Source organism: Streptomyces sp. NPDC005774, from assembly GCF_042871645.1.
GTDB lineage: Bacteria > Actinomycetota > Actinomycetes > Streptomycetales > Streptomycetaceae > Streptomyces > Streptomyces pratens.
Map to the genome: position 1 here is coordinate 71,591 of NZ_JBIAIV010000011.1, position 24,044 is coordinate 95,634.

General features: G+C 72.7%; 22 protein-coding genes and 1 pseudogene. 13 read left to right on the top strand and 10 right to left on the bottom strand.

The genetic code is table 11. The features are described 5' to 3' along the window. The first annotated feature begins 53 nt into the window (after positions 1-53). Genes ACFYQA_RS13185 through ACFYQA_RS13200 form a run of 4 tightly spaced genes read left to right on the top strand, consistent with a single transcriptional unit; the run spans position 54 to position 4,759 of the window. Entirely contained in the window at positions 54-1,196 is a 1,143-nt protein-coding gene (locus tag ACFYQA_RS13185; protein WP_388915842.1) for a polyprenyl synthetase family protein, read from the top strand. Further along, positions 1,193-2,773 (top strand): phytoene desaturase family protein, encoded by a 1,581-nt coding sequence (crtI, locus tag ACFYQA_RS13190; protein WP_388915845.1) that lies wholly within the window; start codon positions 1,193-1,195, stop codon positions 2,771-2,773. Before ACFYQA_RS13185 ends, crtI begins: the two co-directional genes overlap by 4 nt. Continuing rightward, a complete protein-coding gene (locus ACFYQA_RS13195) occupies positions 2,760-3,755 on the top strand; it encodes a phytoene/squalene synthase family protein (protein ID WP_388915848.1) in 996 nt (331 codons plus the stop codon). The genes crtI and ACFYQA_RS13195 overlap by 14 nt, the downstream gene beginning before the upstream one ends. Then, on the top strand, positions 3,752-4,759 hold the full coding sequence (locus ACFYQA_RS13200) for a DUF5914 domain-containing protein (protein WP_388915850.1): 1,008 nt from the start codon (positions 3,752-3,754) through the stop codon (positions 4,757-4,759). Before ACFYQA_RS13195 ends, ACFYQA_RS13200 begins: the two co-directional genes overlap by 4 nt. A 99-nt stretch (positions 4,760-4,858) precedes the next feature. Here ACFYQA_RS13200 and ACFYQA_RS13205 read toward each other — a convergent pair whose 3' ends face one another. From ACFYQA_RS13205 to ACFYQA_RS13250, 10 genes and pseudogenes are all read right to left on the bottom strand, one after another. Then, on the bottom strand, positions 4,859-6,406 hold the full coding sequence (locus ACFYQA_RS13205; RefSeq protein WP_388915853.1) for an FAD-dependent oxidoreductase: 1,548 nt from the start codon (positions 6,404-6,406) through the stop codon (positions 4,859-4,861). After that, the gene (locus ACFYQA_RS13210) at positions 6,403-7,134 is read right to left on the bottom strand and encodes a methyltransferase domain-containing protein (protein ID WP_388915856.1); all 732 of its coding nucleotides are present in this window, start codon (positions 7,132-7,134) and stop codon (positions 6,403-6,405) included. Before ACFYQA_RS13210 ends, ACFYQA_RS13205 begins: the two co-directional genes overlap by 4 nt. Next, positions 7,131-8,354 carry a lycopene cyclase family protein gene (locus ACFYQA_RS13215; RefSeq protein WP_388915859.1) on the bottom strand — a complete coding sequence of 408 codons (1,224 nt, stop codon included), beginning with the start codon at positions 8,352-8,354 and terminating at the stop codon, positions 7,131-7,133. Before ACFYQA_RS13215 ends, ACFYQA_RS13210 begins: the two co-directional genes overlap by 4 nt. Next, the gene (locus ACFYQA_RS13220) at positions 8,351-9,061 is read right to left on the bottom strand and encodes an SDR family NAD(P)-dependent oxidoreductase (protein ID WP_388915862.1); all 711 of its coding nucleotides are present in this window, start codon (positions 9,059-9,061) and stop codon (positions 8,351-8,353) included. Before ACFYQA_RS13220 ends, ACFYQA_RS13215 begins: the two co-directional genes overlap by 4 nt. Before the next feature lie 325 nt (positions 9,062-9,386). Beyond that, positions 9,387-9,704: pseudogene (locus tag ACFYQA_RS13225) on the bottom strand (transcriptional regulator); the annotation flags it as partial. A gap of 7 nt (positions 9,705-9,711) precedes the next feature. Continuing rightward, the gene (locus ACFYQA_RS13230; protein ID WP_388915865.1) at positions 9,712-10,290 is read right to left on the bottom strand and encodes a Dps family protein; all 579 of its coding nucleotides are present in this window, start codon (positions 10,288-10,290) and stop codon (positions 9,712-9,714) included. Positions 10,291-10,514: 224 nt separating this feature from the next. Then, a complete protein-coding gene (locus ACFYQA_RS13235) occupies positions 10,515-11,687 on the bottom strand; it encodes a hydroxylase (protein WP_388915868.1) in 1,173 nt (390 codons plus the stop codon). A gap of 28 nt (positions 11,688-11,715) precedes the next feature. Continuing rightward, on the bottom strand, positions 11,716-12,555 hold the full coding sequence (locus ACFYQA_RS13240) for an alpha/beta fold hydrolase (protein ID WP_388915871.1): 840 nt from the start codon (positions 12,553-12,555) through the stop codon (positions 11,716-11,718). Positions 12,556-12,630: 75 nt separating this feature from the next. After that, positions 12,631-14,052, bottom strand: a complete 1,422-nt coding sequence (locus ACFYQA_RS13245) for an MmgE/PrpD family protein (RefSeq protein WP_388915874.1) — start codon at positions 14,050-14,052, stop codon at positions 12,631-12,633. A gap of 361 nt (positions 14,053-14,413) precedes the next feature. Beyond that, positions 14,414-15,181 carry an IclR family transcriptional regulator gene (locus tag ACFYQA_RS13250; RefSeq protein WP_388915877.1) on the bottom strand — a complete coding sequence of 256 codons (768 nt, stop codon included), beginning with the start codon at positions 15,179-15,181 and terminating at the stop codon, positions 14,414-14,416. Positions 15,182-15,430: 249 nt separating this feature from the next. On the opposite strand from ACFYQA_RS13250, the gene ACFYQA_RS13255 reads away from it, so the two are divergent. The 9 genes from ACFYQA_RS13255 to ACFYQA_RS13295 all read left to right on the top strand — a co-directional run bounded on the left by ACFYQA_RS13255 (position 15,431) and on the right by ACFYQA_RS13295 (position 24,044). Next, on the top strand, positions 15,431-16,402 hold the full coding sequence (locus tag ACFYQA_RS13255; RefSeq protein WP_388915880.1) for an ABC transporter substrate-binding protein: 972 nt from the start codon (positions 15,431-15,433) through the stop codon (positions 16,400-16,402). Then, entirely contained in the window at positions 16,399-17,280 is an 882-nt protein-coding gene (locus ACFYQA_RS13260) for an ABC transporter permease (RefSeq protein ID WP_388915883.1), read from the top strand. Before ACFYQA_RS13255 ends, ACFYQA_RS13260 begins: the two co-directional genes overlap by 4 nt. Then, a complete protein-coding gene (locus ACFYQA_RS13265) occupies positions 17,277-18,065 on the top strand; it encodes an ABC transporter permease (protein ID WP_388915886.1) in 789 nt (262 codons plus the stop codon). Before ACFYQA_RS13260 ends, ACFYQA_RS13265 begins: the two co-directional genes overlap by 4 nt. Continuing rightward, the gene (locus ACFYQA_RS13270; protein ID WP_388915888.1) at positions 18,062-18,865 is read left to right on the top strand and encodes an ABC transporter ATP-binding protein; all 804 of its coding nucleotides are present in this window, start codon (positions 18,062-18,064) and stop codon (positions 18,863-18,865) included. The genes ACFYQA_RS13265 and ACFYQA_RS13270 overlap by 4 nt, the downstream gene beginning before the upstream one ends. Next, positions 18,858-20,057, top strand: a complete 1,200-nt coding sequence (locus tag ACFYQA_RS13275) for a flavin reductase family protein (RefSeq protein WP_388915891.1) — start codon at positions 18,858-18,860, stop codon at positions 20,055-20,057. The genes ACFYQA_RS13270 and ACFYQA_RS13275 overlap by 8 nt, the downstream gene beginning before the upstream one ends. Before the next feature lie 48 nt (positions 20,058-20,105). After that, positions 20,106-20,984 (top strand): VOC family protein, encoded by an 879-nt coding sequence (locus tag ACFYQA_RS13280; protein ID WP_388915894.1) that lies wholly within the window; start codon positions 20,106-20,108, stop codon positions 20,982-20,984. A 30-nt stretch (positions 20,985-21,014) separates the two neighbouring features. After that, the gene (locus tag ACFYQA_RS13285; RefSeq protein ID WP_388915897.1) at positions 21,015-22,181 is read left to right on the top strand and encodes a hydroxylase; all 1,167 of its coding nucleotides are present in this window, start codon (positions 21,015-21,017) and stop codon (positions 22,179-22,181) included. Continuing rightward, the gene (locus ACFYQA_RS13290; protein ID WP_388915900.1) at positions 22,181-23,113 is read left to right on the top strand and encodes an alpha/beta fold hydrolase; all 933 of its coding nucleotides are present in this window, start codon (positions 22,181-22,183) and stop codon (positions 23,111-23,113) included. The genes ACFYQA_RS13285 and ACFYQA_RS13290 overlap by 1 nt, the downstream gene beginning before the upstream one ends. A gap of 70 nt (positions 23,114-23,183) precedes the next feature. Further along, positions 23,184-24,044, top strand: a complete 861-nt coding sequence (locus ACFYQA_RS13295) for an alpha/beta fold hydrolase (protein ID WP_388915903.1) — start codon at positions 23,184-23,186, stop codon at positions 24,042-24,044.

Here is a 24,044-nt window from a genome sequence, read left to right on the forward strand (position 1 = left end):
CACCCGGCAGAAGCACTGGTGTGCAGGTGACCGAGAGTGAGAAGAGGTTGTGTATGTGGGGACTCGGGCCCACCGTGGCCGAACCGATCGGGCCCGTCGACGGTCCGCTCACGGCTCTCGACACCGTCCGCGCCGTCGAGGCGGAGCTCGGGCACGTCCTCGACGAGGAACTGTGCCGGGCCCGTGACGTGGACCCACTGTTCGCGCGTGACATCGCCGGCCGGGTCACCGCGTTCGTCCGGCAGGGCGGGAAACGGCTGCGCACGGCGTTCGCGTGGTGCGGCTGGCGGGCGGCGGGCGGCTCGGGCGACGCGACGGCGCTCCTGCGGACGGGAGTCGCGCTCGAGCTGGTGCAGGCGTGCGCTCTCGTCCACGACGACGTCATGGACGGTTCGCCGCTGCGCCGGGGCGCGCCCGCGGTGCACGTCGACTTCGCTACCATGCACCGCGCCGCGCGGATGACGGGTCCGCCCGAAGCGTTCGCGGCATCCGCCGCGGTACTCGCCGGTGACCTGGCCCTGGTCTGGGCGGACGATCTGCTGACCGAGACGGCACTCGGCTCGCCGTACGGCCCGCAGCTGTACCGCGAGTGGCGGGCGATGCGCGGCGAGATGGTCGCGGGGCAGTACCGGGACATCCACGCGCAGGCCGCCGGATTGTCCGGCGTCGACGAGGCGGTGAGCATCGCCACGCTCAAGAGCGCCCTGTACACGGTCGAGCGCCCGTTGGCGCTGGGCGCGTCCCTGGCCGGCGCCGACGCGCAGACCCTGGACGCGCTGCGCTCCGCCGGGCGGTGTGCGGGGCTGGCCTTCCAGCTCCGCGACGACCTCCTCGGCGCCTTCGGCGACCCGGACCTGACGGGCAAACCGGCCGGTGACGACCTGCGGACCCGCAAGCTGACCTACCTGCTCGCCGTCGGCCTCCGGCTCGCGGAAGCCTCCGGGGACCAGGAGGCGGCCGACGCGCTCGGCCCGCACGCCTGCGCCCGGTCGGACGAGACCGTGGAGCGGATGAGGGCGGCACTGGAGCGGACCGGTGCGTGGACGGTCGTGGAGGGCAGGATCACGGAGTTGGCGGCGACGAGCCTGCGGCACTTCGCGGGGGCCGGTGCGGACCCCGCCGTACGGCGGGAGTTCGCCGCGCTGGTCGAACGGGCGTCGGGCGTTGCTCCGGAGCGGACCGGGGAGGCCGCGTGAGAACCGTGCCGGGGACGACGGATCACGTCGTCGTGGTGGGTGCCGGGCTGTCCGGCCTCGCGTGTGCCCTGCATCTGCTGGGGGCGGGCCGTCGGGTGACGCTCGTCGAGCGGGACGCCGGTCCGGGCGGCCGGTCCGGCCGCGTGCGCCTGGGCGGCTACGAGGTGGACACCGGTCCCACGGTGCTGACCATGCCGCACCTGGCCGACGAGGCCTTCGCCGCCGTCGGCGACAGCCTCGCCCGGCACGTCGAGCTGACGGCCCTGCACCCGGCCTACCGCGCGTGCTTCGCGGACGGGACGTCGCTCGACGTCCACACCGACGGCGAGGCCATGGAGGCGGAGGTACGACGGTTCGCCGGACCGGCCGAGGCGGCGGGCTACCGCGGGCTGCGGGAATGGCTGGAGCGGCTGCACCGGGCGCAGATGCGCCGGTTCATCGACACGAACTTCGACTCGCCCTTCCAGCTCCTGCACCCTGACCTGGCCCGGCTGGCGGGGCTGGGCGGCTTCGGACGGCTGGACCGCCGCATCGGCCACTTCCTCTCCGACCCCCGGCTGCGGCGTGTCTTCTCGTTCCAGGCCCTGTACGCCGGAGTCGCCCCGGCCAGGGCCCTCGCGGCCTATGCGGTGATCGCCTACATGGACACCGTGGCCGGTGTCTGGTTTCCCAGGGGCGGCATGTACGCACTGCCCCGCGGCATGGCCGACGCGGCGGCCGAGGCGGGCGCCGACTTCCGCTGGTCGTCCGAGGTGACCGCGCTGGAGCGCTCGGCCGGCCGGGTGCGTGCCGTACGGCTGGCGTCCGGCGAGCGGATCCCCTGCGACGCGGTGGTGCTGACCTGCGAGCTGTCCACGGCGCACGAGTTGCTGGGGCGGGCCCCGCGGCGCCCGGTGCGGCTGCGCCACTCGCCGTCCGCCGTGGTCCTGCACGCGGGGACCGACCGGACCTGGCCCGGTCTCGCCCACCACACCCTCTCCTTCGGCGCGGCCTGGGAGCGCACCTTCCACGAGCTGACCCGTTCGGGGCAGCTGATGAGCGACCCGTCCCTGCTGATCACCCGGCCGACGACGCACGATCCCGCGCTGGCCCCACCGGGCAGGCACCTCCACTACGTGCTGGCCCCATGTCCGAACACCGCCGTCGGGCCCTCGGCCGCCGCCTGGCGGGAGCTGGGTCCGCGCTACCGCGACAGCCTGGTCGCCGAGCTGGAGCGCCGGGGCCTGGACGGGTTCGCGGACAGCGTCCGGGAGGAAATGCTGGTGACGCCCCTGGACTGGGCCGCGCAGGGGCATGCGGCGGGCAGCCCGTTCTCGGTCTCCCACACGTTCGCCCAGACGGGCCCGTTCCGCCCGCGCAATCTGGTGCGCGGTCTCGAGAACGTCGTACTGGCCGGCTGCGGGACCACCCCGGGCGTGGGCGTGCCGACGGTACTCATCAGCGGCAAGCTCGCCGCCGCGCGCGTCACCGGCGGCGTCCGTGGCGGTCCCGTCCGCACGGCCCGCACCCGTCCGGCACCGCGCGTCGTACGTGCCGCCGCGACCCCGGCCGAGGAAGGCCTCCATGACCCGTCGTGAACTGGACGCCGCCGGGATCACCGATCCCGCGCTGCGCGCCGCCTACACCCGGTGCAGACGGCTCAACGCCCGCCACGGCAGAACCTACTTCCTGGCCACCCGGCTGCTCCCGGTGGAACGCCGCTCCGCCGTGCACGCGTTGTACGGCTTCGCCCGCTGGGCGGACGACATCGTGGACGACCTCGACCGGCCCCGGGCGCCGAAGGAACGGGACCTGCTGCTACGACGTCTGGAGAGCGACCTCGCCCACGGACTGCGTACCGGCGGCGGGGACGAGCCCGTGGTCCGGGCCGTGGCCGACACCTCCGCCCGGTACGACATCGAGCACACGCTGTTCGCCGACTTCCTGGCCTCGATGCGCAGCGACCTGCACGTCACCGACTATCCGACCTACGCCGACCTGCGGGCCTACATGCACGGCTCGGCGGCGGTGATCGGACTGCAGATGCTGCCCGTGCTCGGCACGGTCACCTCACGCGAGGAGGCGGCACCGCACGCGGCGGACCTCGGCGTCGCCTTCCAGCTCACCAACTTCCTGCGCGACGTCGGCGAGGACCTGGACCGGGGCCGCGTCTACCTGCCGGCGGACCTGCTCGCCGCCCACGGCGTGGACCGGCCCCTGCTGGAGTGGAGCCGCCGCACCGGGCGCCGCGACTCGCGGATCCACGAGGCGCTCGTCGCCGCCGAGGCCATGACCAGGAAGGTGTACCGGGCGGCGGAGCCGGGCATCGCCATGCTCGACCCGCGGGTGCGCCCCTGCATCCGTACCGCGTTCACCCTCTACCGCGGCATCCTCGACGCGATCGCGGACCAGGGGTACACGGTGCTGCACCGCCGGGCGGTGGTGTCGCGCGGGCGTCGTGCGGCCACGGCCGCCGCGGGAGCCGTCCACATCATGCGGGCGCGGCGGCGCGCCCGCGCCGCGGACGGGGTGCCCCGTGCGTCCCGCGCGGAACTTCGGGGGAAAGGATCCGTGCGGTGAGGGACCGAGCGAACCGGACCGGCTGGACACCGCCGTTGCGACGGCGGCGCAGGTCCGGCTGGACGGAACAGACGCCGACCTGGCGGGAGGCGCGCCCCGCGCTGATCGCCGACGTCCTCAAGCGGGCGTCCGCCCGTCCGTCCGGAAACTGGTTCGTCGTCGGTGCCTCCCGGGACGTACGGGCCGGTGACCGACCGTACGGCAGGACGGTGGGCGGGGCCGAGGTCGTGCTGTGGCGGTCGGACACGGGTGAGCTGCACGCCGGTCCGGGGGCCTGCCCGCACCTGGGCGCGCCGCTGCGCGACAGCCGGGTGGTGTGCGGCACGCTGGTGTGCCACTGGCACGGACTGGCCCTGGACGGCGGCCCGTTCGCCGGCTGGGATCCGTATCCCGTCCATGACGACGGCGTACTGGTGTGGGTCCGGCTGGACCGGGTCGGCGGTGAGGAGCCGACGGAGCGGCCCTCGGTGCCGGTGCGGCCGGCCGCGGGCAGCGGGGTGGACGCCGTGTTCACGGCGGTGGGAACGTGCGAGCCGCAGGACGTGGTCGCCAACCGGCTGGACCCGTGGCACGGCTCCTGGTTCCACCCCTACTCCTTCGTCGATCTGATGGTCGCCCGGCCGCCACGGGGCGAGGAGGACGACGCCTTCGTCGTCGACGTCTCCTTCCGGGTGACCGGCGGACTGGTGGTACCGGTCCGGGCGGAGTTCACCGCTCCCGGACCGCGCACGGTCGTCATGCGCATCACCGAGGGGGAGGGGACCACGTCCGTGGTCGAGACCCATGCCACGCCGCTGACCGGCGAGGCCGACGAGCGGCCGCGTACCGCCGTGGTCGAGGCACTCGTCGCGGCCTCGGACCGGCGGGGTTTCGCGCTGGCACGGGCCGCCGCACCCGCGCTGCGCCCGTTGATGCGCCGGACGGCCGGCCGGCTGTGGCGCGACGACCTGGCGTACGCGGAGCGGCGCTGGGCGCTGCGCAGCACCGGACGGTTCCCGGGGTGAACGGCCGGTGAGGGCCGGTGGGGACGGGGTGGCACCACCCCGCCCCCCACCGGCCGCTCGTGCGCCCCGCCCGAGCACGTCTCCTCGCGGGGCCCGGCCTCAGCGGCCGGCGAGGGCGCCGAGTGCCCGCAGCGCGGGCGAGCGGCCCGACCGGGGGACCGTCCACAGCACCTGACCTCTGACGCCCCGGTCGGCGAGCAGGGTGTTGGCCGCCAGGAAGCCGGTGGTGGCGGCGCGTTCCATCAGGGCCACGGGCAGGTCGCAGCGGATGGCGTCACCGGCCAGGGCCACCCGGGGATCGGGAGTGCGGACGGTGGGCCGCCGGGAGTGGGAGCCGACCGGGAAGAGCGGGCAGTCGGCGCGCCGTTCGTGCCGGGCGTCCACGATCCGCGCCGGCCGGGTCTCCGGGTAGACCCGGTGCAGGCTTTCGATCAGCCGGCTCTGCACCGCCTCGGGCTCCGCGTCGGCGGCGTAGGCGTGCAGTTCCACGACCGAGCCGCCGGTACGGGCGGCCCACCGGGCGGCTTCGCCCTCGTAGCGTTCCAGGACGCTGATGTTGTCGAGGCCGTCGTAGCCGCTGGTGCCGAGGAACCCGGCGCGGTGGGCATGGACCGGCCGGTCGAGCCAGAGCCGGGAGACGGTGAAGGGCGGGGCGGTGCGCAGGGCGGCGATGTCCTCGCGCCAGGCGGGGGTGCCCAGACCGGGTGACGCCGCGACGACGCCGCGCAGAGCCCCGGCGTCGAGGGCGAGCACCACCGCCTCGTGACGGTCCGCGGCGGTGCCGGCCCGCACCTCCACTCCCCCGTCGTCGCACGGGTGGACGCCGTGCACGGGCGTGCCGGTGCGCACGTCCGCCCCGAGACGCTCCAGGTAGTCGCCGAGCGGCTCCCACAGTGCCTGAGGGAAGGGCTCGTTCGGCACGTCGAAGAGCAGGCCCTCGGCGGAGCCGAGGAAGTAGATGTGGAACATCAGCAGGAGTTCCGCGGCGGACAGTTCGCGCGGGTCGGCAAAGAAACTGCGCGAGAACACCTCGAACGCCAGATGGTGCGCGGCTTCGGGGAAGCGGACGCGTTCCAGGAACCGGGTCGCGCTCAGGGAGTCGAAGCGCTCGTAGACCTCGGGCACCCGGACGTCGAGGAGGGGCAGCGCGGCCCGGGGGTCCATGGCGGTGAGGTCGCGCCAGCCGAACGTGGGGCTGAGGGCGACGAACCCGAGAGCGCTGAACGGTGGGGTGCGCGGGACGCGGGCGAAGCTGTCGGTCAGTCCTGCGCTGTGCCGTAGCGGGTAGTCGGGCAGCGGGCTGAGACGGTCGAGCGCGGGATCGGTACGCCGCAGAAGGCCGCGCAGGTTGTAGTACTGGCGGAAGAAGGCGTGAAAGCCGCGGCTCATGGTCGCCTCGCTGCCGTCGGCGAGGCGGGTGCGCCATCCCGCGAGACGTCCGCCGAGCGACTCCTCCCGTTCGTAGAGGGTCACGCGGGCGCCTCGTTCGGCCAGGAGGGTGGCCGCCGCGAGACCCGCGATGCCCCCGCCGATCACGGCGACACCCGGTGCGTCCGCGCGGGCGAACCGGTCCCGGCCGGGCGCGGGCATCAGGACTTCGGCCTTGCGGTCCCGGCCCCGCCGGGCGGCACGGTGCGCACCGCTCATCGGTCGTCCTCCGCTGTCGTGGCGGAGCCGTTGCGGGCGAGGAAGGTGTGCACGATCCCGGTCTGCCATCCGGCGACGGGGACGGCCCGCACGCCGGCGAAACCGGCGCCCGTGAGGCGGTCGGTGAAGCCGGGGGCCGTGTCGAAGTCGAGGACGCTGTGCCACAGGTGGTGGTAGAGGGCGCGGTGGCCGCCGAGGGCGCCCGCGGGAATGATCACGGTCCGGCACACGGCCGTCCACAGGGCGCGGTGGGCCACGGAACCGCTGAGGCTGTACTCGTGGACGGCGAGGCGCCCGCCCGGTCGCAGCAGACTCCGGACGGCGGACAGGACGCCGTCCGGGTCGGTGACGTTGCGCAGCAGGTAGGCGGCGAACACCGCGTCGTACGGTCCCTCTCCGGCCGTAACCACTTCCTCGGCGGTCAGGTGCCGGAAGCGCACCCGGGCCGGCCACGGTTTGGCCCGTGCGCGCCGGAGCATTCCCGACGAGGCGTCGACGGCCGTGATCCGGGCGTGGGGCGCGGCCCGCAGGAGGGCCCGGGTGGAGGCACCCGTCCCGCACCCGAGGTCGAGGAGGTGCAGTCCGGCCCCGCCCCGGGGCAGCCGCAGCCGTCGCGCCGAGCGCAGGAGGTCGGTGCGGTAGCCGGGGTTGAGGGCGGTGAGGCGGTCGTAGGTGTGCGACGCGTGGTCGAAGGCGTGTGCCAGGTCGCGGTCGCGCAGCAGTGTCATCGCCGGCTCTCTCCGATGTGTGGGACGGGGTGGGTACGACGGGGCAGGAAAGGGACTTCGACGGCGGTCCGGAGCATGGGGCCGATGGGGGTGCGCAGGCCGATGCCCCACTCCTCCCGGGGGGAGGTGCCGCCGTCGAGGAAGCGCAGCAGACGTTCCGGCGGAACGCGGCGGAACAGGCCGGTGAAGAAGCCGGGGCCATCGATCCGCCCGGTGTCCAGGGCCCGCAGCAGGACGGCGTCCATGGCCAGGGCCCGCCGCCCGTACGGCCGGGGCACGAGGGCCCGGCCGTCGCGCAGGGCGGCGGCGATGGCCCGGCTCTGCCGTTGCACGGCGGCGAAGGTGTAGCCGGTGGCCGGGCGGGTGGCGCCGCCGGCCGTCCCGATGCGGAAGACGGCACTGCCGGTGCGGCGGGGGAAGCGCGCGTCGGTCATCGGGATGGCGCCCTGCTCCGCCGTCTCGACGGTGAACGTACCGAGCTCGAGGATCTCCCGGCTGTAGTGGTCCAGTGCCGCCTCGTACGTCGTCGTGGTGAGGGGGGTCCGGGAGAACTCGGTGTACTCGACGAGTGCCCTGTCGGGTGCCAGCGGCAGTACGTAGCCGAAGGCGAGCCCGTGGCGCGGCTGCGGCACCCGGAAGTCCATCAGGTCGGCGGTCCCGGGATCGAACCGGTCGGTGTCCGTGCGTACGAACCAGCCGCGGAAGTGCTGGAGGAGTTGTGTCCGGGCGGGGGGCAGGGCGGGCAGGGGGCGGGAGTCGAACACGTGGCGGGCGCGGAGGGTGAGGGCCCGTCCGTCGGGGGCCGTGCACCGGACTTCCGCTCCGTCGGCCGTGTCGCACACCGTGTCCGCCGTCGCGCGCAGGACGCGGGCGCCGGGCGAGCTGTCCAGGCGGGAGTACACCAGCCGCTCGAACGCCGTGGAGCGGAGCATGCGGTAGCGCAGCGGGGACGGGTCCACGGTGATCCGGTCGCCGTCGGCGTCGTGGATCCGCAGCCGGGGCCAGGAGGCCGCGACCGCTTCGTCGAAGTCGCCGGTGCCGTCGTCCCAGTAGCACCAGGTCCGTTCGGGCGGTCGCCGCGGACCGTCCGGTGGTTCCACCAGGGTCACGGTGGTGGAGGGGGTCTCGGTCAGACGCTGCGCGAGGCTGAGTCCGGACGCCCCTCCGCCGACGATGACGACATCGGACACCTCGTCGGGGGCGTCGCCGCGGCGGCTCACCGGGCGCGCTGTTCGACGACGGGGGTGCCGTCCGGGGCGGTGCGCAGCAGTTCGGCGTCCACCGCCATCGCGTCGGCGACGGCGGTGACGACCCGGCGCGGGTCGCCTCCGGCGGGCATCGGCGGGGCCGTGCCGGCGACGGGCCGGTCGGCGAAGCCGGTGTCCAGGTGTCCGGGCCGGATGTCCAGGACCCGGATGCCGGCGGGCCGTGCCTCGCGGCGCGCGGCGGCGAGCCAGGCGCTCAGCGCGGCTTTGGAGGCGCTGTAGTCGGCCATTCCCGCCTGCGGGTGCTCGGCGACCACGCCGGTGAAGGCGGCGATCAGGGAACCGGGTGCCATGAGGGCGAGCGCGGCGCGGAAGAAGGCGGCGGGTGCGAGGACGTTGACCGCCATCAGATGCTCCGCGATCTCGTCCCCGACCTGCGCGGCCCGGCCGAAGGCGACCGATCCGAAGGCCGTCACGACCGCGTCCGGTCCGCCCAGGGCATCCGCCGCACCCTGCACCACGCGGGCACAGGAAGCGGGGTCGTACGCGTCGAAGAGGAAGGCCGGAGCACCCGGGTACGCCCGGGCGGCCTCGGCGAGACGGGCCGGGTCCCGGCCCGCGAGCGCCGGGCGCGCTCCGCGGCCGGCCAGTTCCGCGGTGAGGGCACCGCCGAGGACGCCGGTGGCTCCGGCCACCAGCACGCGCGCGCCGTTGATGTCCACGTCTCACTTCCGGTCGCAGGGGCAGGTCGGCCGCTCTCTTTTCCGCACTGCTGTTTCCGTGGGCGGGCCGCCGGTGGATGCGCCGGAGCCGGCCGAACCGGTGTCATCCGTGCCGCCAGGTCGTTCAGCACCTCCCCGGCGACCCGTGTGCTCGAGGCCCGGCCGCACCCGGTCCGCCGCGCCCGCCTCGCCGCGAGGCGGAACACGTCGTCGGCGGGGCGTCGCGAGCGGTGCCGGGACCGACCGCGTCCCACGTCCACCCGAGCACGTTCCGTCCAATGAGGCCAGGCGCCACCACGACCCGGTACCCACCGAGCCCGCCGGATCACCTGAGCGCGACCGACTCCACCGCCGTGACCGCCTCCGCGAGCCCCGACGGACGCGGCAGCCCCTGCACGGCTTGCCCGGCCCAGCCGGGTCCCAGCGTGAGGACGACCGGCTTTCTGCGCGCGCCGCGTACCCCCCATTCCATCGCGGCCACGTGCTGGGCCAGGGGTCTGCTCGCGGTGGTCCGCGACTGGGCCCACAGCCCCACCGCGACCGGCCCGGTCCTGCGTACGGCGGCCACGAGCGACTCGACGGGCAGCGCGCCACCGAACATGCGTACCGGGAGGCCCCGTTCGGCCAGTGCGGCGGCGAGTACCGACCGGTCAGGGCTGGGTGCGTGCCTGGTCCGCCGCCTGCCCCGCGGCCCCGCTCTCCGTGGAGGCACCGCGGGTGCTGAGCTTGCCGCCGCTGGATTCCAGGTGTGCGCGGACGAACCACTGGAAGAGTTCCAGACCGCGCAGCTGCTCGATGAGCATGTCCTGGGTGACCGGGTCGGACGTCTCGGTGGACTGCATGGCCTCCCGGTGGTCCTTGATGACGGAGGTGTACACGAGGTCGAGGGCCCCGAGGTGCTCGATGGCTTCGGCACGGCCGATCGAGTAGTCGTTCCAGGTGCGCTGGTTCACCAGCGCACCCGGGGTGCCGTCGGGTTCTCCACCGAGTGTGGAGATCCGCTCGGCGAGGTCGTCGGTCATGTCGCGGACCTGGTCGACCTGAGGGTCGATCATCTCGTGCACGGCGATGAAATGCGGTCCGACGACGTTCCAGTGGACGTGCTTGAGGGTCAGGTGGAGGTCGTTGAGGGAGTGCAGACGCATCTGCAGCACCTCGATGATTCCCAGGCTGTCCTGGGTGTTCATCCCTGGCACGGTGTACGAGATGTCCGACGGCCGTGACGGCATGGGGCGGCACTCCTTGTGCGATCGGATGCTGAGATGACCACACAAGCACTGGTCACCCCGATCCCGGCGCTCGACCGCAGCCTGCCCCTCTCATGTCACCGGTTCGGGGGAAGGCGCACCGGAAGCCCGTGGCCGCTCTCGGTTCGAACGGCCCGTCGACGCACGTGCGCCCCTCACGGCCCCCGGGCGTCCGTCCGGTCCCGCCCCCGTCCCCGCCCTCACCCTCAGAAGAGCACCGACGCCGGCAGCGGGTGTCCGTAGGTGTTCAGGCCGTAGGCCTGGTAGATCGGGTCGGCGTTGTTGCTGGCGTGGTTCATCGCGGCGTGGATATCACGCCAGCAGCGCTGCAGTGTGGAGTCGCTGCGCAGCGCCGAGCCGCCGGCGTGCAGGAACAGCTCGTCGACGGCGTCCACCGCGCGCCGGGCGATGCGGACCTGGTTGCGGCGGACCCTCAGCCGTTCCTCGGGCGAGAACCGCTCGTCGCGCCGTGCCTGCTCCCACATCCGCTCGATGTCGCCGAAGAGCTGGACCTCGCCCGCCTCCAGGTCGGAGATCGCCCGGCCGAGCACGGCGAGCTGGTGCGGGTCGTTGGCGGTCTTCACTCCGCGTGCGGTGACCCGGCCCCGCATCGAGGCGATGAACGCGGCCAGGGCGCCCTGCGCCATGGCGACCGTGGCGGTGGTGATGCCCGCGGTGAACATCGGGTGGAAGGGCATCCGGTACAGCGGCGAGTCACCGCGGCCGACCCGGTGGGCCAGGCCACCGTCCTCCATCGGGGCCGGGTCGAGGATCCGGTGCTCGGGGATGAACTTGTCCTCGATCACGATGTCCTTGCTGCCGGTGCCGCGCAGCCCGACGACGTCCCAGGAGTCCTGGACGATCTCGTAGTCCTCGCGGGGAAGGACGAAGTGGCGCAGCCCGCCCGGGACCGGCTTGCCGTCCTCGTCCACGATCAGGCCGCCGAGGATGATCCACCGGCAGTGATCGGTGCCCGAGGAGAAGGGCCAGCGTCCGCTGAACCGGAACCCGCCCTCGACCGGGGTCGCGCGCCCCAGGGGGGCGTACGGCGAGGCGATCCAGGTGTCCGGGTCCTCGCCCCAGATCTCCTTCTGCAGGGCGATGTCCATCTGGGCCACCTCGAACGCGTGGACGCCGACCACACCGGCCACCCAGCCCGCGGAGGAGGAGTGGACGCCGATGTCACGCAGGGTGCGGAAGAAGTCGACCGGGCCGGCCTCGTGGCCGCCGAACTCGGCCGGCTGGAGCATCCGGATGACGCCGCTGGAACGCAGCACCTCGGCGGCCTTGTCGGTCAGCCGGCCCAGTTCGTCGCTGGGTGCGGCCTCGGCGGCGATCTCCTCGGCGCGGGCCAGGATCCGCTCGTGTACCTCGTGCATGGCAGAAGCCCTTTCTTCCTCTTCTTCCTCAGTTGTGGAGGAGGAAGTCGGTGACGGTGCGGTTGAATTCGTCGGCGTGCTCGAGCTGGGCCCAGTGGCCGCAGCCTGCCAGCAGCACCATCCGGGAGCGGGGCACCAGCGAGACGAGCTTCAGCGAGCTCTCGTAGTGCACGACCCGGTCGTCGCGGCCGTGGACGAACAGGGACGGTGCGGTGATGCCGGCGATCTGGGCGTGGGTGGCCATGTGCGGGCGCGGCCGGCCGATGCCGTCGGCGAAGTTGGCGAGGTGGTCCGGGCGCTCGACCGCGGCCCGGTGGCGGCGGCGGACCAGTTCCGGCGAGGCGTGCGCCGGGTCGAAGGTCATGACGTCGACCAGGTCGCGGAAGTTCTCCTCGGTGGGCTCCCGGTAGGTCCGCTGCAGCACCTTCACACCTTCGCTCGGCCCGCCGCCGGGGACGAAGAGGTGGGCGCCGCCGACTCCGGCGCCCATGGTGACGAGGTGGCTGGTCCGTTCCTGGTGGGTCGCGGCGAACAGGACCGAGGTGGCGCCGCCCATCGAGTTGCCGACGAACGCCGCCTGCTCGATCCCCAGGGCGTCGAGGAACTCCAGCGCGGTCGCGGCGTGGTCGCGGTCGTCGTAGCCGACGGGGTCGGACTTGCCCCAGCCGGGCATGTCGACGGCCAGGCAGCGGAACCGCCTGCCCAGCTCGCGGATGTTCGCCGCGAAGTTGTTCCAGCCGGTCGCACCGGGGCCGGAGCCGTGCAACAGCACGAGCGGCTGGCCCTCGCCGTACTCGTGGTAGTGGACGCGCCCGCTCGGCAGGTCCACGAAGCGGCTGGTCGCTTCCTCGGTGAAGGTGTCGGTCATGGTCCGGTTTCTCCTGGTGTCGGGTACGGCGGTGCGATGCGGGTCGCGGCCCGGGGAGGCAGGTGGGAGGCCGGGTCAGCCTTGTGCGGGCGGGCCGGCGAGGAGTCTCTGGAGGTCTTGGGGCTCGTCGGCGTCCGGGACGGCGTGGAGCGCGTCGAACCAGGACGCCTTCGCGGGTCCCCGTCCCACGCACTGGTGGAACTTGGCGGCCAGCTCGGCGGGCGAGAGCGGCCGGTGCGAGTCGCCGCGGGAGTGGTGAACGTCGCGGACCAGGAGCCGGCCGTCACCGGTGTGCAGCCGGACGACGGTGTGGCCCGGCTCCTCGGCCGGTGGCCGCTCGGCGAGCTCGATCCGGGCCATCAGCTCGGCCACCCCCGGACGTTTCAGGGCCTCGTCGGTGAAGTCGCCGAGCAGTACGTTCCCGGTCAGCAGGGCGACGGCGAGGGTGTACTCCAGGGAGAACTTGGCCTCGAGCCCGTTGCCCGGCCCGGTGTCCCGCAACGGGCGGGTGCCGCCGTGCTCGAGGGTCACCTCGATCCGCGAGACCCGGCCGGCGTCGGCCCCCAGCTCCTCACGCAGGGAGAGTCCCGCGTCGATCGCGCGCTGGGTGGCGAAGCAGGAGGGATAGGCCTTGATCACGTAGTCGTCGACCCAGCCGGTCACCCAGTGCTCCAGCCGCTCCCCCAGGACCGCCGTGCGCCGCGGGTCGTGGTCGCCGAAGAGGTCCAGGAAGCCGCCGCGCGCCTCCAGCTGGGCGGGGTTGGCGGTGAAGCCCCGGCGGGCGAGCCCCACGGCCATCACGGCGTCCCGGGACGCCAGGCCGGCGTGCATCGGCTTGGTCATCGTGCCGAAGTTCGCCAGGCTCCCGGACGCCTGGGAGGCGGCGATGCCCAGGGCGTGGGCGGTCACGTTCCCGTCCAGGTCGAGCAGTCGGCAGCCGGCCGCGGTCGCGGCCAGCCGTCCGGTGGTGGAGGTGTTGTGCCAGCCCCGGCCGTAGTGGACGGCGTGCGGGAGCACCTCGGAGACCGCTCGGAAGACGGCGGAGCCGACGCTGTAGGCGGCGTCGAGCTCGGCGCCGGTCACCGGGCGGCGGGCGGCGAGCGCGAAGAGCGTCGGCAGCAGGACCGCGGCGGGGTGCATGGCCATCGAGGGAGCGGCGTCGTCCCAGTCCAGGGCATGCGCGGCGGTGCCGTTGACCAGGGCGGCGGCGGCGGGCCCGAGTCTGCTCGTCGAACCCCACACGGCCGCCGTCCCGGCCGGCGCGACGGCGTCGGACGGTGCGCCGGTACCGGACGGTGTTTGGTCCTCGACCCAGTCGCGCACCAGCACGGCCGCCGGTGTGCTGAGCCCGGCGACGGCGACCCCGACGGTGTCGACCGTCAGGCCGCGCAGGGCCGCCCGGGTGGCCGGCTCGGCGCGGCGGTCCCTCCGGCCGATGAAGTCGACCAGCTGCGCGGTCGCGCCGACCTGCTGCGGCGTGGGGGAGGCGACGCTCACGGCTGTCCTCTCGGTGGGGGTCCCAGGGTCTGTCCGACACATACCGTCGTCCGCTCGCTGAGCAGGCGGGGATGTGCCGGACAGACCCTGCGGGCCGCCCGGCGACCCGCGGTGACCAGTCTCGGAGCAGCGGGCGCCGAGCGGTTCGTGGCTCGCATCCAGCGGAAAGCGAGTTGGCGACGGGGTCACGACGGGGACGCGTGGCGGCCGGCCGAAACGGGTCGCGGACCTGCCTGATCACCGGCCGGAGCGGCCCGCGGGGGCGCGTGGCCGCCGGCCGGGTCGCCGACGTACTCCGCGGCTCGCCCGGGTGACGAGGTCGGTCGCCCGGGTGGCCTCGGCGGTGCGGGAGCCCGACCTTTCAGGCGTGCGTTCTGCCGAGGGTGGGTTCCTCCAGGCCGGCGCGCAGGCCGGCGGAGATGTCCCGGGCGGTGGCCCGGGCCTGGCGGCCCAGTGAGATCGGCGGGTGCTGGCCCCGGCGACCGCCGATCATCACACAGGTGCTCACCGTCTGGTCCTCAGCGAAGACGGGGGCGGCCGCCCAGACCAGCGGGGAGGTGTGCTGTGCGCCGGTGGGGGAGTGCGCGAAGCCGATCTGCCGGATCTGGGCGAGCGCCTGCCGCCAGGCGAACTGCTCCTCGCTGCGCAACGGGCGCGACGCGGGCCGGCGGTCCGGATCGTGTCCCCAGGCCAGGAGGACCAGACCCGCGGGGTGTTCGTCCAGCACCGGCGATCCGAGCTGTTCCCAGACTCGGACCGTGTTGCGGCCGGCGATCTTGTCGATGATGTGCAGCCGGTCACCCTCGCGGGTCACCAGGGCGACCGGCAGCCGGGTGCTCGCGTGCAGGTCGACCAGGGCCGGGCGGGCGCAGTCGCGCAGCAGCCGGATGTCCGGGACATCGTGGCCGAGTCGCCACAGGCGCGGGCCGAGCCGGTAGCGGCCGCGGCCGATCCGCTCGATCGCGCCGTGCTCGGAGAGGGTGGCCAGCATGCGGTGCACGGTCGCCGGCGGCAGGTCGGTCACCGCGCAGATGTCGGCGACCGAGCGCTCGGGCTCGCCACCGGTGAAACAGCCGAGGATGTCGAAGGCCCGCGCCAGCACGCCGCGCTTGCCGTTGATCTCACTCATCTCGGCTCCGTCCCGCCCACGTCCGGCGTTGTCCGTCGGCCAACCATTTTCAGCCAGAACGTATGTGTATACGGAACGTACGCGACGCCCTGTGTTACGTCGAGGTTTCCATGAGAGCCGAGTTGAAATTCCGATTGGTGAGGGATCGGGCCACTTGAGGGCCCCGTTTTGCCACTGTCGTCATGCCCGCCACGGACACAACTTCCGAACGAGCCGCACTGCCGGGCACGACAGAAGGACTGGACCCTCATGGCTTCCACTCGTTTTCGCGCTCTCGCCGCGACCGCCGTCGCGGCGCTGGCCCTGTGTACCGCCTGTTCCTCCGACGGCTCCGGCTCGGACGCGTCGGCCGACGGGCCGCTCAAGCTCGCCGTCTTCGCCTCGCTCAACGGTGTCCCGGCCTTCGCCGCGGACGAGGAGGGCGTGTTCGAGAAGCACGACCTGGACGTCAAGATCAGCACGGCGAAGACGTCCACCGAGATGGTGCCTCAGCTGCTCGGCGGCAAGGTGGACCTCGCTCTGCTGGACACCGCCACCTCGCTCGTCGCCGCGGGTCAGGGCGTCGACCTGGTCTATGTCGCCGGTGCGACCGACGGGGGAATCCCCAAGGGCCAGGAGGAGTTCAGCTTCGCCAACGTGTGGGTCAAGAAGGACTCTCCGGTCAAGTCGCTGGCCGACCTGACCGGCAAGACCGTGGGAGTGCCGCAGATCAAGAGCGCGCCCTGGGTCGACCTGCGCGGATCCGTCGACGAGGCCGGCGGCGACAGCTCCTCCATCAAGTTCGTCGAGTCCCCGGACCCCCTGGCCGCCCTGAAGTCCGGCCAGGTCGACGCGACCACCACGCCCGAGCCGGTGGGCACCGTGGAGCGCGCCAAGGGCGACCTGCGTCCGCTCGGGCCGGTCAACTCCGGCGGCGGCGGGGTGGCGTACGTCTGGGTCACCACCCGGGACTTCGCCGAGGCGAACAAGGAGACCGTCAATGCCTTCGCCGAAGCGGTGCGCGAGGGCAACGCGTTGGTCAACGACGACCGCGAGCTGCTGGTGAGGACCGCCGCCGAGGTCCTCGACGCGGACGCCGGCCTCCTGGAGAAGGCCGCGTTCCCGGTCTACGCCGAGAAGCCGCTGACCACCGAGGACGTCGAGTTCTCGGTCGAGTACATGAACAAGTACGACATGTTCGAGAAGGCCGCGCCGGACGCCGGGAAACTGGTCGGGCCGTGACCGGCGCGAAGACCGAACCGAGCGTGACCGGCACGAAGTCCGAGCGGGCCGCGACCGGCGGGAAGACCCGGCCGGCCGCGGCCGGTGCGAGGTCCGGGGCCGTGCCCACCGGCGTCCGGCGGCTGGTCAACCGGCTGCTGGCGATCCTCGTGGCGCTCGTCGTCTGGCACCTGTTCGCTCTCGGGCCCGGGGCCTCCAGCGACTTCCCGACACCGTTGGAGAGCTTCCGGACCGCCATCGACCTGGCCGGAACCGGCGCCTACTGGTCGAACATCGCCACCTCGGTCGAGACCGCCCTGCTGGGACTGGCACTCGCCGTACTGGTCGGCGTGCCGGTGGGTCTGCTGATCGGCGCCAACGAGCACGCCCGGCGCAGCACCCAGCTGCTCCTCGACTTCGGCCGCACGGTTCCCGCGATCGCGCTGCTGCCGCTGTTCCTGCTGCTCTTCGGCGCGACCCGCGATCTGGGCCTGGTCCTGATCCTGGTCTCGGCGGTCTGGCCGATCATCATCCAGACCTCCTACGCGGTCGGGGAGATCTCGCCCCAGTTGCGCCGGGTCGGGCGGGCGTACCACCTGACGCGGTGGCACCTGCTGCGGCATCTGATCGCGCCGTCGATGTTCCCGTTCGTCTTCGTCGGCCTGCGGATCGCCGCGACGCTCTCCCTGCTGATGGCGATCAGTTCGGAGTTCCTCGGCGGTTCCGACGGTCTCGGCTACGTCCTGCTGCAGGCGATGCAGATCAACGACACCGAGCGGGCGTTCGTGTACTCGTTCACCGCGGCGTTCCTCGGTCTGCTGCTCAACCTGGTCTTCGTGCTGCTGCAGCGCCGCGTGCTGTGGTGGCACCCCTCGGTCCGCAAGGGAGGTGCGGCATGAGCAGGGCACTGAAGGCCGCCACGCTCGTCGCCCGGGAAAGCTGGCTCCCGGTACTGCTGGTCGCCGCCTGGTGGTGGCTCAGCGCCGGCAGCACTTCGCTCTACTGGCCGGCTCTCTCGGAGATCACCGACCGTTTCGTCGACCTGTGGTTCTTCGACCACCTCATCGAGGACGCCCTGCCCAGCGTGGTCCGGCTGGTCGCCGGCTTCGGGATCGGGTTCGCCGCCGCCGTGGTCCTCGGCCTGGTGCTCGGCTCCGTTCCGGCGCTGGAGGACGCGACCCGGCCGCTGGTGGAGTTCATGCGGGCGCTGCCCAGCGTGGCACTGCTGCCGATCATGATGCTGCTGCTCGGCACCGACGACGATATGAAGGTGGTCACCATCGCCTTCGTCTCCACCTGGCCGATCCTGCTCAACACCGTGGAGGGCGTCCGGTCCGTCGATCCGGTCCTGCACCAGGTCGCGTCCGGCTACCGGCTCAGCACCTGGCACCGGATCCGTTACGTCGTCGTCCCCGCCGCCCTGCCCCAGGTCTTCGCCGGCGCCCGGGTGGCGCTGTCGATGTCGGTGGTGGCGATGGTGCTCACGGAGATGGTCGGCAGTCCGGGCGGGCTCGGCTACTTCGTCCTCAACTCGCAGCGCACGTTCGACATCGTCGCGATGTGGACCGGCCTGATCGTGCTGGGTCTGATCGGCTACGCGGCGAACAAGGCCTTCGGACTCGTGGAGGCCCGGGTGCTGGCCTGGCACCGCGGTTATACCAAGCAGAAGGAGGACCAGCGATGAAGACGCAGACCACCCTGAACAAGGGGAAGCCGGACGGCGGTGCCTCCGACCCGATCATGCGGATCCGCGGGCTGGGCCACAGCTACGGCGAGCGCCAGGTCCTCAAGGGCCTGGACTTCGAGGTCGGCCGCGGCGAGCTGATGTGCATCGTCGGCCCCTCGGGCGTCGGCAAGACCACGCTCCTGGAGTGCCTGACCGGGCTGCGCCGCCCCAGCGAGGGCGAGGTGCTCTTCGACGGGCAGCGGATCGAGGCGCCGCCGCGCGGGCTGGCCATCGTCTTCCAGGACTACAGCCGCTCGCTGATGCCATGGCTCAGCGTCCTCGACAACGTGGTGCTGCCGCTGCGTTCGGCGGGCCTGGCCAAGGCCGAGCGGGAGAAGACGGCCCTGGAGGCACTGGCCGAGGTCGGTCTCTCCGACTTCACCGGCCACTACCCCTGGCAGCTGTCCGGCGGCATGCAGCAGCGGGTCGCGATCGCGCGGGCGCTGGCCTACCGTCCGGCCGTCGTGGTCATGGACGAGCCGTTCGCGTCGGTGGACGCCCAGACCCGGGCGGACCTGGAGGACCTGCTGCTGCGGGTCCGCGAGCACCTCGGCATCACGGTGCTGCTGGTCACCCACGACATCGACGAGGCCGTCTACCTCTCCGACCGGGTCCTCGCCCTCGGCGGCAAGCCGGCCGGGATCCGCAGTCTCCTCACCGTCGACCTGCCCGCCCCGCGCGAGCAGGTCTCCACCAAGGCGCTGCCGCGGTTCGCCGAACTGCGCAGCCAGGTCTACAGGCTGATCCGCAATGTCTGAACCGACCACGGGCGCGGCCCTGACCGCGATAGACCCGCACACGTTCCGCGAAGCACTCGGGCACCACCCCACCGGGGTGGCCCTGATCACCGCGACCCTGGACAGCGGCGAGCACATCGGGATGGTGGTGGGCACCTTCAACTCCGTCTCGCTCGACCCGCCCCTCGTCGCCTTCATGCCGGACCGCAACTCGCGCACCTTCGCCCGGCTGCGGGAGGCGAACACGTTCTGTGTCAACGTGCTCGCCGCCGACCAGGCCGACCTCGTCACGAGCTGGCGCGGTCCGGAGTCGTTCGCCGGCGTGCAGTGGCGGCCGTCGCCGTCCGGCGCGCCGATCCTCGAGGACTCGGTCGCGTGGATCGACTGCGCCTACCACCAGCTGGTGGACGCCGGTGACCACTACATCGTGCTCGGTGAGGTCCGCTCGCTGGACGTGCAGCGGCCGACGTGTCCGCTGCTCTTCTTCCAGGGCGGCTTCGGCGGCTTCGCGTCCTCGTCGTTCCTGGCCCCGGCCGACCACGACCTGATCCGGGCCGCCCGGCTGAGCGAGGCGGCGATGGAGCCGCTGGCCGCGCTGGCCGCCGAGGAGTCGGCCGACGTCTCGCTGCTCGCGTCGATCGGTGACCACGATGTGGTGATCGGCACCGAGCGGGGCTCGGCGACGCCCACCTACTTCGAGATCGGCCTGCGGCTGCCGCACCTGCCGCCCATCGGCGCGGTCCACCTCGACCCCGCCGACGAGGCGGGCCTCGCCCGCTGGCTCGACCGGCTGCCGCGCAAGGACGAGGCGTCGCGCAAGCGCTGCCGGGAGATCGCGGAGCGGGTCGCCGCCCAGGGCTACTCGCTCTGCCTGGTCGGCCACGCCCCGGACCAGGAGATCTGGCAGGACGTCACCCGCTACATTCACGGCGAGCCGACACCGCGACGCCGGCGCCAGGTGCTCAGCATGCACCTGGACCGCCTCGACTACTACGAGCCCGACCTCGATCCGGACGGCACCTACGACGTCCGCTCGATCACCGTCGCGGTACCGATGGCCGGTACCCCGCGCCTGGCGGTGCGGATGTCCTTCCCGCCGGGAGGCGCCGACGGCGCGACCGTCGCCCGGTGGGGTGAACAGGTGCGCGAGCGGGCCGCCGAGGTCGCCGACCTGATCCAGATCCGGTTCGGCCAGGACCGTGTGCTGGGCTGAGCCCGGCCACAGAGAACGACTGCGCAGAGAACGACCGCGAGGAGAGACATGACCGCCCGAGTCACCGCCCTGGGGTACCTGCAGTTCACGGCCACCGACCTCGACCACTGGCAGGACTTCGGCCAACGGGTGCTCGGGCTGATGGCCGACCGCAGAAGCGACGACCGCCTGCTGTTCCGTGTGGACGAGAAGAGCTACCGGCTCGAGGTGCGTCCCGGCGAGCGGGGCGGCGTGAGCGCGGTCGGCTGGGAGACCAGGGGGCCCGCAGAGCTCGCCGAACTGGAGGCGCGCCTGGTCGCCGCCGGGTACGAGGTCACCCGGCCCGGCGAGGCGGTGGCCAAGGAGCGGATGGTCTCGGACCTGATCCGGTTCCGTGACCCCGACGACTGCTACGACCACGAGATCTTCTGGGGCCTCGGCACCTCCTCGGCACGGTTCGCCTCCCCGGTCGGCGCGGAGTTCGTCGCCGGGACCGAGGGACTGGGGCACGTCCTGCAGGTGGTCTCGGACCGTGCCCGCTACGAGTCGCTCTTCCTCGACGTGCTGGGCTTCAGGCTCTCCGACCACATCGACCTCGCCCCGGACCTGGCAGCAACGTTTCTGCACTGCAACCCCCGCCACCACTCCTTCGCCTTCACCCCGCAGGTGGGGGGCCGCCCGCTGGGCGTGGGCCACTTCATGCTCGAGGTCACCGACCTCGACGTGATCGGCCGGGCGATGGAACACATCGAGGACGAGCCGCACAGGCTGCTGAAGACGTTCGGCCGGCACAGCAACGACCGGATGGTCAGTTTCTACCTGCTGACCCCGTCCGACGTGGGGCTCGAGTTCGGCACCGGCGGCATCAAGATCGACGACGAGACGTGGACGCCCACGCGGTACGACACCGCGCACTTCTGGGGCCACCACTCCGTCGACCACCACTGACCCGACCGCCCCACCAGAGAGGAAGGCGCCATGAACGCCGTGCTTGACCACGTGATGGAACACGCCGAGCTGCTGGAGAGCGACGGACCCGTGTCCGAGGAGCTCGGCCGGGTCAGCGACGAGGTCGCCGCCGTGCTGCGCGAGTCCGGGGTGATCCGGATGCTCCAGCCCCGCGACTTCGGCGGCCTCGAGTCCCACCCGACCGAGTTCCTGCGCACCGCCTACGAGATCGGGCAGCGCAACGGCGCGGCCGGCTGGATCACCGGCGTGGTGGGCGTGCACCCGCACGAGCTCGCCCAGGGCGATCCGCGGATGCAGCGCGAGATCTGGGGCGAGGACCCCGACACCTGGGTCGCCTCGCCCTACGCCCCGATGGGCCGGGCGCGGCCGGTGGAGGGCGGCTACGTCTTCAACGGCCGCTGGCCGTTCTCCTCGGGCACCGACCACTGCCGGTGGGTGATGATCGGCGGCCTGATCACCGACCAGGAGGGCAACGTCACCGACCGGGAGACGATCCACTTCGTCATCCCGCGCAGCGACTACGAGATCCTGCACGAGTCCTGGGACGTCATCGGGCTGCGCGGCACCGGCAGCAAGGACATCGTCGTCAAGGACGCCTTCGTGCCGGAGCACCGGCTGATCCGGACCAACCCGGTCACCGACGGCAGCGCCGGGTCGATCGCGGGCCGGGACGCGCCGCTGTACTCGATGCCGCGCAACGTGGTCTTCTCCGGCGCCGTCACCACGGCGACGATCGCGCTGGCCCAGGGCACCCTGGCCGCGTACGTCAAGTGGACCCGGGAGCGCAGCAGCCGGTTCGGCTCGGCCAGCCGCGACCCGTTCCAGCTGTCCGTGCTGGCTCCGGCGGCCGCCGACATCGACGCCAGCATCGGCCACGTCCTGCACGACATGGACCGGGCGTTCGACATCGTCTCCTCCGGACGGCTGCTCACCCTCTCCGAGCGGGCCGAGATCCGCCGCAACCAGGTCTCCGCCTCGCACCGCGCGGCCGCGGCCGCCGACGAGATCTTCAAGGTCAGCGGCGGCTCCCAGCTGCACGCGAAAAATCCGATGCAGCGGATGTGGCGGGACTGCCAGAGCGCCCTGCACCACGTGCAGAACTACGCGGGCCCGCTGTACCAGGCCTACGGCATGAACTACTTCGGCGGCGAGATGCCGGCGGCGGTGAAGGTCTGATGACGGCCGACACCCACGAGCGGCTCCCCCGGGAGACCCCGGAAGCCCCGGAACCCCGTGAGCCGCTCGCCCGCGAGCCGTTCACCCGCGAGTCCACCTCCCGGTTCGTCACGGTCGGCGGCACCCGCATCCACTACCACGAGGCGGGCACCGGCCCGGAGGTCCTGCTGTGTGTCCACGGCGGGGCGCCCGGGGCGTCGGGCTGGGGCAACTTCGGCACCAACCTCGCCGAGCTGTCCCGGCACGCCCGGGTCCTGGTCGTCGACCTGCCCGGTTACGGCCGCTCCGACGCCATCGAGCTGTCCGGCGGCAAGTACCGGCCCTACGCCGACGTGTTCGCCGCGATGCTCTCCGAGCTGGGCATCGAGCGGGCGAGCGTGGTCGGTCTGGCCACCGGCGGCGCGGTCGCGATCGCGATGGCCCTGCACCACGCCGAACGCGTGGACCGCCTGGTCCTGGTCTCCAGCGCCGGCGGGGTGCCGCTGTTCAGCACGATGCCGTCCGAGGGCCAGAAGGCGATCCGCTCCTACTACATGGGTGAGGGCCCGTCACGGGAGAAGATGCGCTCCTACCTGCGGATGATGATGTTCGATCCGGCGCTGGTCACCGACGAACTCGTCGAGGAGCGGTACCTGGAGTCGGTCGCCGGCGGCGAGGAGCGCCGGGCCGGTGCCGAGTCGGCGGGCGTGCCGGCCGAGCCGCTGTGGCAGGAGCTGGGCCGGATCAAGGTGCCGACGCTGATCGTCTGGGGCACCGAGAACCGGGTGCAGGGCTTCGACAACGCCCTCTTCCTGCTCAAGCAGATCCCCGACGCCCAGCTGCACCTGTTCAAGCGCACCGGCCTGTGGGTGCCGTACGAGCGGGCCTCGGAGTTCACCCGGCTGGTCCTCGGCTTCCTCGCCGAGCACCCGGTCGGCCCGGCCGCCACCTGAGCCCGGCCGCCGCCCCGAGCCCACGAGCCGATCCGGGCCCGGCCGAGATCAGAGTCCCAAGGAGAAGATGATGACGTACACGAGCGTGTGGTCCGACCTGGCGCAGGTCGAGTTCCGGCAGGGATACCTGGAGACGGGGCCGTACCGGACCCGGTTCCTGCAGTCGGGCAGCCCGGACAAGCCGCTGCTGCTGATGCTGCACGGGATCACCGGGCACGCCGAGGCGTACGTGCGGAACCTGGCCGCGCACGCGGAGCACTTCAACGTCTACGCGATCGACTTCATCGGCCACGGCTACTCGACCAAGCCGGAGCATCCGCTGGAGATCCCGCACTACCTCGACCAGGTCCAGCGGGTGCTGGACGCACTGGGCCACGAGCGCGCGTACTTCAGCGGGGAGTCGCTGGGCGGCTGGGTGACCGCGCGGTTCGCGCAGCTGCACCCCGGGCGCACCCAGCGGATCGTGCTCAACACCATGGGGGGCACGATGGCGAACCCCCAGGTGATGGAACGGCTGCTGACCCTGTCGACGCAGGCCGCCGAGGACCCCTCCTGGGAGCGGGTCAAGGCCCGGCTGGAGTGGCTGATGGCCGACCCGTCGATGGTCACCGACGATCTGATCAGGACCCGGCAGGCGATCTTCGAGCAGCCGGACTGGAAGACAGCCTGCCGGATGAACATGGCGCTGCAGGACCTGGAGACCCGGCGGCGCAACATGCTCACCGACGACGACCTGCGCGCCATCGAGGCGGAGGCGCTGGTCGTGTGGACCACCAAGGACCCGTCGGGTCCGGTGGACGAGGGGCGCCGGATCGCGGACCTGATCCCGCGCGGCCGGCTCGCGGTGATCGAGAACGCGGGCCACTGGCCCCAGTACGAGCAGACCGAGACCTTCAACCGGATCCAGCTCGACTTCCTCCTCGGCCGCTGA

What these genes read in the sequence shown, in the direction of transcription:
- ACFYQA_RS13185 (WP_388915842.1), top strand. Translation starts at nt 54, where the DNA reads ATGTGGGGACTCGGGCCCACCGTGGCCGAACCGATCGGGCCCGTCGAC.
- ACFYQA_RS13195 (WP_388915848.1), top strand. Translation starts at nt 2,760, where the DNA reads ATGACCCGTCGTGAACTGGACGCCGCCGGGATCACCGATCCCGCGCTG.
- ACFYQA_RS13205 (WP_388915853.1), bottom strand. Translation starts at nt 6,406, where the DNA reads ATGAGCGGTGCGCACCGTGCCGCCCGGCGGGGCCGGGACCGCAAGGCC.
- ACFYQA_RS13210 (WP_388915856.1), bottom strand. Translation starts at nt 7,134, where the DNA reads ATGACACTGCTGCGCGACCGCGACCTGGCACACGCCTTCGACCACGCG.
- ACFYQA_RS13230 (WP_388915865.1), bottom strand. Translation starts at nt 10,290, where the DNA reads ATGCCGTCACGGCCGTCGGACATCTCGTACACCGTGCCAGGGATGAAC.
- ACFYQA_RS13235 (WP_388915868.1), bottom strand. Translation starts at nt 11,687, where the DNA reads ATGCACGAGGTACACGAGCGGATCCTGGCCCGCGCCGAGGAGATCGCC.
- ACFYQA_RS13240 (WP_388915871.1), bottom strand. Translation starts at nt 12,555, where the DNA reads ATGACCGACACCTTCACCGAGGAAGCGACCAGCCGCTTCGTGGACCTG.
- ACFYQA_RS13250 (WP_388915877.1), bottom strand. Translation starts at nt 15,181, where the DNA reads ATGAGTGAGATCAACGGCAAGCGCGGCGTGCTGGCGCGGGCCTTCGAC.
- ACFYQA_RS13255 (WP_388915880.1), top strand. Translation starts at nt 15,431, where the DNA reads ATGGCTTCCACTCGTTTTCGCGCTCTCGCCGCGACCGCCGTCGCGGCG.
- ACFYQA_RS13265 (WP_388915886.1), top strand. Translation starts at nt 17,277, where the DNA reads ATGAGCAGGGCACTGAAGGCCGCCACGCTCGTCGCCCGGGAAAGCTGG.
- ACFYQA_RS13270 (WP_388915888.1), top strand. Translation starts at nt 18,062, where the DNA reads ATGAAGACGCAGACCACCCTGAACAAGGGGAAGCCGGACGGCGGTGCC.
- ACFYQA_RS13275 (WP_388915891.1), top strand. Translation starts at nt 18,858, where the DNA reads ATGTCTGAACCGACCACGGGCGCGGCCCTGACCGCGATAGACCCGCAC.
- ACFYQA_RS13280 (WP_388915894.1), top strand. Translation starts at nt 20,106, where the DNA reads ATGACCGCCCGAGTCACCGCCCTGGGGTACCTGCAGTTCACGGCCACC.
- ACFYQA_RS13285 (WP_388915897.1), top strand. Translation starts at nt 21,015, where the DNA reads ATGAACGCCGTGCTTGACCACGTGATGGAACACGCCGAGCTGCTGGAG.
- ACFYQA_RS13290 (WP_388915900.1), top strand. Translation starts at nt 22,181, where the DNA reads ATGACGGCCGACACCCACGAGCGGCTCCCCCGGGAGACCCCGGAAGCC.
- ACFYQA_RS13295 (WP_388915903.1), top strand. Translation starts at nt 23,184, where the DNA reads ATGACGTACACGAGCGTGTGGTCCGACCTGGCGCAGGTCGAGTTCCGG.